This window comes from Caulobacter sp. KR2-114 (assembly GCF_049446115.1).
GTDB lineage: Bacteria > Pseudomonadota > Alphaproteobacteria > Caulobacterales > Caulobacteraceae > Acaudatibacter.
The window spans coordinates 164,701-174,158 of the sequence record NZ_JBMSEC010000005.1 but is presented as its reverse complement, the minus strand read 5'-3'; the positions used below and the strand labels follow the sequence as shown (position 1 = coordinate 174,158).

The window sequence follows — 9,458 nt, the reverse complement described above, 5'->3', positions numbered from 1 at the left end:
GAGGGGTTCCGCCCCACCGGCCTTACGCCGCCTTCCCCGCCGCCTGCGAGAGCACGGTCACGTAGTTCGGCGCGGTGCGCATGCGGTCCAGCACGCCCTTGGCCCGCAGCAGCCGGTGGGCGCGGGGCAGGCTCCAGCAGGGCATGTGCATGAACATGTGATGTTCGCAGTGGTAGTTGACGTAGTAGGGCGCGATCAGCATGCGCTCGACCAGGTTCGCGCTGGTGGTGCGCGCGTGGCGCAGGGGGTCCGGCTCGTCCTTGGCCACCAGGGCGTGCTCGGCGATGTTGCGGAACCGGGTGATCAGCTGGAACCAGGTGGCGCGCGGCAGCAGCCACAGGGCGAACCAGGCCCACCAGTAGCCGAGCGCGCTGGTGACCGCGATCACCGCCAGGTTCAGGGCGAACCAGCGGCGCATGCGCCAGATCTCGCCGGCGACGATCGGCAGCACGGCCTGGCCGGGCTTGCGCGCCTTCAGCTTGGCCTGCATCACGCCGAAGCGCTGCTTGACCCAGGTCTGGCCGGTGAGGTCGCGCGCCACCTTGCGCCACAGGGACTGGCGGGTGATCGGGAACGGGGCCGACAGCACCAGGTCGGGGTCCTCGGCCTGCTGGGCGAACTTGTGGTGCTGCAGGTGGTACTTGCGGTAGCGCTCGACGCCCTCGGCGCACAGCCACTCGGCCACCCCGTCGTTGACCTTCAGGTTCGGGTGCAGGCAGCCATGGGCGGCGTCGTGCATCAGGATGCCGAGGCCCAGCTGGCGGCCGCCGATGATCATCGCCGCGGGGATGATGGTCACCGGCCAGAAGACGCCCAGCACGTGCGGGGACCAGATCACCGCCGCCCAGGTCAGGCCGATCACCGCCCAGCAGTGCGCCACCAGCGCCAGCCCCTTCCACGACGAGCGGGCGGCCAGCGGGGCCCATTCCTCGTCGGTGAAGAAGTCCTTGCGATTGACGCGGGCAGCGACGGACATGGGCCGATTATCTCACAGTTTCACTGCCGCCGCACGGCGCGCGCGCTCGACGATCACATGCTCCCGCCACGTAATGTAAAGCGTCGAGGCGATCACCACGGCGGCGCCCGCCAGGGTCAGCGGCTGGGGAACCTCGGCGAAGACGAAGAAGCCCACCGCCGCGGAGAACACCAGCCGGGTGTAGTCCATCGGCGCCATGGCCGCCGCGTCGCCAGCCTGCATGCCCTTGATGTAGCAGGCCTGGTTCACCGTCGCGACCACCCCCATCAGGCACAGCAGCAGCAGGTCCTTCGGCGTGGGCCAGCGCCAGGACAGCACGGCCAGGGGGATGGCCAGCAGGAAGCCCAGGGTCGCCGACCAGTAGAGCACGGTGGACGGCGGATGGTCGCGGGTCAGGGTCTTCATGCCGGTGATGGTGAAGGCGAAGATCAGCGACGAGGCCAGCATGCACAGCTGCGGCACGCCCAGGCCGCCGTGCCCCTCCGGGCGCACCATCAGCAGCACCCCGCCGAAGCCGACCACTGCCGCGAGGATGCGGTGGATGCCGATACTCTCGCGCAGCATGAACGCCGCCAGGGGCACCAGCCACAGGGTGCGGGTGAAGCTTAGCGCGTTGGCGTCGGCCAGCGGCATCTTCTGGAAGGCATAGAACTGCATGATCATGGCGACGGTGCCGGCCGCCGAGCGGAAGATCAGGATCCCTGGCCGGCTGGTGGCGTAGGCGCGCGCCGGATTCCTCAGGATCCACGGCGCCAGCACCACCAGCCCCGCCGCCTGGCGGTAGAAGGCCTGCAGCGAGGCTGGATAGTCGGCGCCCAGGAACTTGATCAGCGACGTCATGACGGTGAAGGTCACCGCCGACAGCAGCATCCACAGCGCGCCGCGAATATTGCCGGAAAGTCCGTGCCGCGCCGGCTCCGCAGCCTCGATCGCCTGATCAGCCATGCGCGGGCTTTAGGGCGGCGTTGCAGCGCTGTCACCCCGGCGGCGCTCCGGTGGAGCCCCCTACCCCCGCTTCGCGGGTACTTCCCCCAGAGGGGGAAGAGAAACAGCGCCCAAGCCCCGCTGATTCTCTTCCCCCCTTGGGGGAAGTACGGCCGAAGGCCGGGATGGGGGCTCCAGCGGAGAACCGGCGCTACGGAACGATCACGCTCTTGCCCACCACCTGGCGGTCGGCCAGGGAGTCGAAGGCCCCGCGCCAGTCGTCCAGGGGGTATTCCTTGAACACCCGCGGGCGGATCTTGCCCTCGCTGGCCAGGCTCCAGACCGCGGCGGCGTTCTCGCGGCCCTTTTCCGGGAACTGGCGGCCGTACTCGCCGGCGCGCACCCCCATCACCGAGAAGCCCTTGATCAGCGGCATGTTCACCGACACCGTCGGGATCCGCCCGGAGGTGAAGCCGATCACCAGCAGCCGCCCGTCGAAGGCGATGCAGCGGGTGCTTTCGTCGAACACGTCGCCGCCGACCGGGTCGTAGATCACGTCCGCCCCGCGCCTGCCGGTGATCTCCTTGACCTTTTCGCGGAAGCCGCCGGTGACGTTGACCACGGCGTCGGGGGCGTACTCGTCGGCGATCACCTTCAGCTTGGCGTCCGAGGCGGAGGCGGCGATCACCCGCGCGCCCAGCACCTTGGCCAGGTCGACGCAGGCCAGGCCCACGCCGCCGGCCGCGCCGTGCACCAGCACCCACTCGCCCGGCTGCACCTGGGCCCGGCGGGTCAGCGCCACCCAGGCGGTCAGATAGGCCGCACCATAGGACGCGGCCGCTGCGAAGCTCAGCCGCTCGGGCTTGGGCCGCAGGCCGGCCGCCGGGGTCACCGCGTATTCCGAGAAGCCGCCGATGCGCGCGCCGCCCACCACCTCGTCGCCGACCTTCCACTGGTCGACGCCTTCGCCCAGCTTCACGACCACGCCGGAGATCTCCAGCCCGGGGATGAACGGCAGCGGCGGCTTGTGCTGGTATTCGCCGCGGGTCTGCAGCAGGTCGGGAAAGTTCACCGCCGCCGCCCTGACCCGCACCAGCACCTCGCCGGGGCGCGGATCGGGGGTGGGGATGTCCTTCAGTTCGCAGCCGGCATAGTCCGGCTCCAGGCGTTCGACGACCAGCGCGCGCATGCAGTCCCTCAAGCAATCGATCCGAAGTATCCGCGGGGATAGCACCCGGACCCCACGGAAGGACCAGCTTTCGCGCTCTTGCCCCTGGCCGCCTCTCCCGTCACCCCGGCCGAAGCGAAGCGTAGAGCCGGGGCCAGCGGCGCCATCGCTCAGAAGAATGTGAGAATGGGCCCATGGATCAGCGCCCGGCTGGAGCTCGTCTCGGTGGCGGCGCGGCCGGCCCCGGATCGGCGGTCGCTACGCGTCCTTGTCCGGGGTGACGAAAGATGGGGGATGCGAGGGCGCCCCCTCAGCCCTCGACGCGCGGCACGGCGTTCACCCCGGCCAGCACCAGGCGCACGACGAATTCCACGGCGCCGTCGACGTCGATCGGGCGGCGCTCCAGCATCTTGTCGCCGATCTCGCGGGCGATGGCGATGCAGGCGCTGGCCAGGTAGTCGAGGTCGACCTTGGGGGCCAGGCCGCGGTCCATCACGTCGGCGAACACGGCCCGCACCTCCTCGAACACCGCCAGCATCTCCGGGGTGTTGCGCGCATGCGGCATCTGCTGTGGCTGCAGGTCGCGATAGATCGCCTCGTCCTCGGCGATGAAGTTGAAATAGGCCCCCACGGCGGCGCGCAGGTAGGACTCGAAGTCGGTGGCCTTCAGCGCCGCGGCGTGCAGGATTGGGCGGAAGCGCCGCGCGCCGTCGTCCGCCAGGGCGTCGAACACCTCCTCCTTGGAGCGGTAGTAGTTGTAGAAGGCGCCCACCGACAGGTTGGTGCGGCGGATGATGTCGCGCACCGTGGCGGCTTCGAACCCCATCTCGACGAACACCTCGCGGGCGGCCTCGAGGATGGCCTGGCGGTTGGCGACCTTGGTCTGTTCGCGCTTGCCCGGCGATAGATCGGCGACGTCTGACATTGTGACTCGAACTGTACCCCAAACCCGGCGGATCGCCGAAGGGGATCAGTCTACAGCCCCAATGTGGGTGTAAGCGCAAGTTTCGAAGCATCCGTTTCGGGAACGCGATCCTCGATCCCCGACCGGCCGCCGCGGACGGGGCAGTGAGCGCCCGATTGGGCGCCATGTCCCCGATCGAGCCCCCCTCACACCACCGCGGCGAGCCGGCTGGCCTGGTCGATGGCGCGCTTGGCGTCCAGTTCGGCGGCCTCGAAGGCGCCGCCGGCCAGGGTGGCGGGCACGCCGGCGGCGGTGAGCTGATCGTACAGGGTGCGCAGCGGCAGCTGGCCGGCGCAGACAATCACCGTGTCGACCTCGAACAGCTGCGGCTGGCCGCCGATCAGGGTGTGCAGGCCGTCGTCGTCGATCTTCACGTACTCGACGCCGTTGATCATCCGCACGCCGCGCCGCTGCAGGGTCAGGCGGTGGGTCCAGCCGGTGGTGCGGCCCAGCCCCTTGCCCACCGCGTCGGTCTTGCGCTGCAGCAGGGTCACCTCGCGGTCGGCGCGGGCGACGGCGGGGGTGACGCCGGTGACCCCGCCGCGCGGATGGTTCTTGAAGTCTATGCCCCACTCGGCGGCGAAGACGTCGATGTCCAGGGCGGCGCTGGTCCCGGCGTGGGTGATCAGTTCGGCGACGTCGAAGCCGATGCCGCCGGCGCCCATGATCGCCACCCGCCGGCCGATCGGCTTGCGGCCCAGGATCGCGTCGACGTAGCCGACCGCCTTGGGATGGTCGATGCCGGGCAGGTCGGGGGTGCGCGGCTGGATGCCGGTGGCCACCAGCACCTCGTCGAAACCCTCGGCCGCCAGGGCGGCGGCGTCGGCCGGCCGGCCCAGGCGCAGCTCGATGCCCAGAACCTCGATGCGGCGGCGGAAGTAGCGCAGGGTCTCGTCGAACTCCTCCTTGCCGGGGATCCGCCGGGCCAGGTTGAACTGGCCGCCGATCTCCGAAGCCTGGTCGATCAGGGTCACGCGGTGGCCGCGCTCGGCGGCGACGGTGGCGTAGGCCAGCCCCGCCGGCCCGGCGCCGACCACCGCCAGCCGCTTGCGGGCCCCCGCTGCGGCCGGGGGATAGTTGAGCTCGGTCTCGTGGCAGGCGCGCGGGTTGACCAGGCAGCTGACCATGCGGCCGGTGAAGGTGTGGTCCAGGCAGGCCTGGTTGCAGGCGATGCAGGTGTTGATCTCGTCCTCGCGGCCCTCGAGGGTCTTCTTCACCAGATCCGGGTCGGCCAGCATCGGCCGGGCCATGGACACCAGGTCGGCGTCGCCGCGGGCCAGCACGTCCTCGGCCACCTGGGGCATGTTGATGCGGTTCGAGGTGATCATCGGCACGCTCAGCGCAGCGCGCAGCCGGCCGGTGACGCCGGTGAAGGCGGCGCGTGGCACCATGGTGGCGATGGTCGGCACCTGCGCCTCGTGCCAGGTGAAGTGGGTGGAGATGATGTCCGCGCCGGCGTCCTCGATGGCCTTGCCCAGGGTCACCACCTCGTCCCAGGCCATGCCGCCCTCCAGCATGTCCATGGCGGCGATGCGGAAGATGACGATGAAGCCCGGCGACACCGCCTGGCGCACCCGCCGCACCACCTCGACCGGGAAGCGCATGCGGTTCTCGAACGGCCCGCCCCAGCGGTCGGTGCGCTGGTTGGTCTTCTCCACCAGGAAGGTCGACAGCAGATACCCGGCCGAACCGATAATCTCGACGCCGTCATAGCCCGCGGCCTGCGCCAACGCCGCGCAGTTGGCGAAGTCGGCCAGCTGTTTCTCGATGCCGGCCTCGTCCAGTTCGTTGGGAACGTAGCGGCCGATGCGCGAGCGGATCGGCGAGGGGGCGACGCAGGCGGGCGTGCCGGCCAGCGGGCCGGTGTGCAGGATCTGCAGGCAGATCTTCACGTCCGGGTCGGCGTCGTGCACCGCCTGGGTGATCACCCGGTGGCCCTCGGCCGCCTGCGGCGTGTCCAGCGCCCCGCCGCCGGCCTCGGCGTTGGGCGGCACGCCGCCGGTGATGATCATGCCGACCCCGCCGCGGGCCCGCTCGGCGAAGTACGCCGCCTGGCGCGCATAGCCGCCGGGAACGTCCTCCAGGCCGGTGTGCATCGACCCCATGATCACGCGGTTCTTCAGCCGCACCCCGCCCACCGCCAGCGGCGCGAACAGCCGCGGATAGCGCTCCACACCCGACATCCTCGATCCTCCCCGGGACTCGTTATGCTTACACCGTAAGCATCTACCGCCGGGGAAGACCAGGGGGGGTGGGTGAAGGGGTGGGGAAGAGGAACCGGAGCGGAGCGCCTAGCCCGCCGCCGCTCCCGCCGCCGGCGGCGCTTCGGCCAGGGCGGCTTCCAGGGCGGCGATCAGGCGGCGGACTTCGATGGGCTTGGGGACGAAGTCGTCCATGCCGGCGGCCAAGTACTCGTTCACCTGGTGGGTCATGGCGTTGGCGGTCAGGGCGATGATCGGGGTGCGCGGGCGGCCCTGGGCGGCTTCGCGCTCGCGGATGAAGCGCACGGCGGTGGGCCCGTCCATGCGCGGCATCTGCACGTCCATCAGGATCACGTCCCAGTCGGCCGATTCCCAGGCGGCCACGGCGTCGACCCCGTCGCCGACCACTTCGACATGCACGCCGATCTGCGACAGCAGGGTCTTGAGCACCAGCTGGTTGACCGGATTGTCTTCCGCCGCCAGCACCCGCACGCCGACCGGTTCGCCGGCGCGGACGGCGCCGCCGTTGCGCGTCCCGCCGCTTCGTCCGTCCGCCCGAGACCTGGCGGCGACGCGGGACAGGGGCAGGGTGGCGACGAAGGTCGAGCCGCGGCCCTCGGCGCTGCGCACGGCGATGGACCCGCCCATCAGCTCGGCGAGCTCGCGGCAGATCGCCAGCCCCAGGCCCGTGCCGCCGAAACGGCGGGTGGTGGAGGCGTCGGCCTGGGCGAACTTCTGGAACAGGGCCGCCTGCTGCTCGGCCGACATGCCGATGCCGGTATCGGCCACGGTCAGGGTCAGGGCGCCGCGGCGGCGGCCGACGGTGACGGCCACGCGGCCGGTCTCGGTGAACTTCAGCGCGTTGGAGATCAGGTTGTTCAGCAGCTGGCCCACGCGGGTGGCGTCGCCGCGATAGGCGCCCTGGGCGGCGCGGGTGACGGTCAGGTCGAAGGCCACGCCCTTCTGCGTGGCGACAGCGGTGAAGGCGGCGTGGGCGCGCTGGGCCACGGCGGCGACGTCGAACTCGGCCTCCTCCAGGTCCAGCTTGCCGGCTTCGATCTTGGACAGGTCCAGCACGTCGTTGAGCACCGCCAGCAGCGCCTCGCCCGACTGGCGGATGACGTCCAGCCGCTCGCGCTGCGCCGGCTCCATCGGCCCGGCGGCCATGGCCTGGGCCATGCCCAGCACCCCGTTCAGCGGGGTGCGGATCTCGTGGCTCATGGTGGCCAGGAAGGCGCTCTTGGCGCGGGTGGCCGCCTCGGCCTCGTCGCGAGCCTGGATCAGCGCCTGTTCGGTCTGCTTGCGCGCGGTGACGTCCTGCATGGCGCCGATGATCCGGCGGGGCGCCCCGTCGTCGCTGCGGATCGCCTGCATTACCTCGGCGATCCAGAACTCCTCGCCGCCGTCGCGCAGCACGCGGTATTCCACGTCGTAGGGCGCCTGGCCCTGGTGGAAGCGGGCCGAGGCCTCGGCCACCAGCGGCCGGTCGCGCGGGTCGACGAAGCGCAGGGTGTCGCCGCTGAACACCGCCTCGGCTACCGACTTGGCCTCGGCCTCGTCGTGACCGAACAGCACCTTGCCGGCGGTGACGATGGTGCGGCGCTTCAGGTCGACGTCGTAGACCTGCAAGGCGGTCATCTCGGTGGCCAGCTGCAGGCGCTGCTGGGTGCGCTCCAGGCTGCGGATCGCGTCGACCTGGTCGGTGACGTCGTGCGCGGCGCTGACCACGCCGGCGACCTCGCCGGTCTCGTCCCGCCAGGGGGTCATCTCCAGCGTCATCCAGCGTTGCGAACCGTCGGCGGAGATCACCCGCACGCGCGGGTCCCACACCCGTTCGCCCGCCAGGCAGCGTTCGAAATGGTCCTTGAAATAGGCGAAGGCGTCGGGCGCCACCTCCTGCAGCGGCCGGCCGACCGCCGCCTCGGGATCCTTCACGCCCAGCGTCTCCAGCCAGCGCGGCGTGGCGGTCAGCAGGCGGAACTCGCGATCGGTCATCACCGACTCGATCGGCACCGAGGCGACGAAGGCCGCCATCACCTTGCGGGCGGCCCGCAGCTCGCGGCCGCGCGCGGCGACCGCCTCGGTGGCGCGGGCGCGCTCGCACTCGTCGGCGATGCTGTCGGCCAGGTCCTGCAGCCGGCCGGCCAGGGTCTTGTCGTACGGACGACTGGCCGGGCCGCGCACGGTCAGCACCCCGATGGTGTCGCCGTCCGACAGGCGCACCGGCGCGCCGGCCCAGAAGCGGTTGTGCGGCTGTCCGGGAGGCATCGGCAGGGCCGGGTCGGGATCGCGGTCGGCGACCCAGATCGCCTTGCCCTTGTCGATCACGGCGTGCACGCCCTTCGCCGGCAGCTTCGTGCCGACCAGGCCGCCGCCGCTGCGCCAGACGCGCTCGCCGTCGACCAGCACCACGCTGGCCTCGGCGCCTGGGAACAGGGCTTCGGCGATGCGGGTGGCGCGATGGAACGCGGGCAGCGCCGGGCTCATCCCGAACGGCGGACTGCTCGCCTCTTCCACCATGCCCGCGCCTCCCCCACGCCCTGGTGGGTTAACCTGCGAGCGCTGAAATCTAGGTTAAGGCTGGGAACGGGGGGCAAGGGACGGCGCCGCGGCCGTCAGTCGGCGTCGCCCGCCTCCGCTTCCAGCCGCGCCACCAGGGCCGCCATCCAGGCCTTGCCGTCGGCCGGCACGTCGCCAAACAGCGCGCGCTCCAGCCCCACGGCGACGGCGGTGGCCGCCTCCAGGCGGGCGTGGCCGGCAGGCGTCAGGCGCAGCTCGTGGCGGCGGCGGTCGGCGGCGCTGACCTGGCGCTCCACCAGCCCCTGCTGCTGCAGCCCGTCCAGCACCCCGACCATCTTCGGCGCATAGATGCCCAGGCGGCGGCTGAGGTCCTGCTGCGACATGCCGTGGCCCTCCAGGATGCAGACCATGGCGTCATAGGCGAGCGGCGTCAGCGCCAGGGGCGCGAGGGCCGCCTCGGCGCGGGCGAACACCATCTCGCCCAGGCGGATGGCGTGCGCGCCGAAGCTGCGGCGCAGGGCGACCCCCGGGTGCTCCTCCCGCGCGGCCGGCCCCCCGGACGGATGAGCGCCCAAAGCGGCCCCGGCGTCTTCGGCGGGCGTTGGGGCGGGCGTCGCGGCGGGCGGCTTCTGGGCGGGGGACACCGGCGTCTTGTCTCCCCGCTTGACCGGAGGGTCAATCTGGGGAATCCATTGCGAGAAATAA

Annotated in this window: 7 protein-coding genes; all 7 read right to left on the bottom strand. The window is 71.4% G+C overall.

The window, feature by feature from the left end; translation table 11 throughout:
• Nucleotides 1-22 precede the first annotated feature (22 nt).
• The 7 genes from ACO2Q3_RS18485 to ACO2Q3_RS18455 all read right to left on the bottom strand — a co-directional run bounded on the left by ACO2Q3_RS18485 (nucleotide 23) and on the right by ACO2Q3_RS18455 (nucleotide 9,397).
• On the bottom strand, nucleotides 23-976 hold the full coding sequence (locus ACO2Q3_RS18485) for a fatty acid desaturase family protein (protein ID WP_423309238.1): 954 nt from the start codon (nucleotides 974-976) through the stop codon (nucleotides 23-25).
• Nucleotides 977-988: 12 nt separating this feature from the next.
• Nucleotides 989-1,921, bottom strand: coding sequence for a DMT family transporter (locus tag ACO2Q3_RS18480; protein ID WP_423309236.1), 933 nt, complete (start codon nucleotides 1,919-1,921; stop codon nucleotides 989-991).
• 190 nt (nucleotides 1,922-2,111) lie between these two features.
• Nucleotides 2,112-3,089, bottom strand: a complete 978-nt coding sequence (locus tag ACO2Q3_RS18475) for an NADPH:quinone oxidoreductase family protein (RefSeq protein ID WP_423309234.1) — start codon at nucleotides 3,087-3,089, stop codon at nucleotides 2,112-2,114.
• Nucleotides 3,090-3,378: 289 nt separating this feature from the next.
• On the bottom strand, nucleotides 3,379-3,993 hold the full coding sequence (locus tag ACO2Q3_RS18470; protein ID WP_423309232.1) for a TetR/AcrR family transcriptional regulator: 615 nt from the start codon (nucleotides 3,991-3,993) through the stop codon (nucleotides 3,379-3,381).
• Nucleotides 3,994-4,178: 185 nt separating this feature from the next.
• Nucleotides 4,179-6,215: an FAD-dependent oxidoreductase gene (locus tag ACO2Q3_RS18465; RefSeq protein ID WP_423309230.1), complete on the bottom strand. Its 2,037-nt coding sequence runs from the start codon at nucleotides 6,213-6,215 to the stop codon at nucleotides 4,179-4,181.
• Nucleotides 6,216-6,323: 108 nt separating this feature from the next.
• Entirely contained in the window at nucleotides 6,324-8,753 is a 2,430-nt protein-coding gene (locus ACO2Q3_RS18460; RefSeq protein WP_423309228.1) for an ATP-binding protein, read from the bottom strand.
• A 95-nt stretch (nucleotides 8,754-8,848) separates the two neighbouring features.
• On the bottom strand, nucleotides 8,849-9,397 hold the full coding sequence (locus ACO2Q3_RS18455; protein WP_423309226.1) for a MarR family winged helix-turn-helix transcriptional regulator: 549 nt from the start codon (nucleotides 9,395-9,397) through the stop codon (nucleotides 8,849-8,851).
• Between the last annotated feature and the right edge of the window lie 61 nt (nucleotides 9,398-9,458).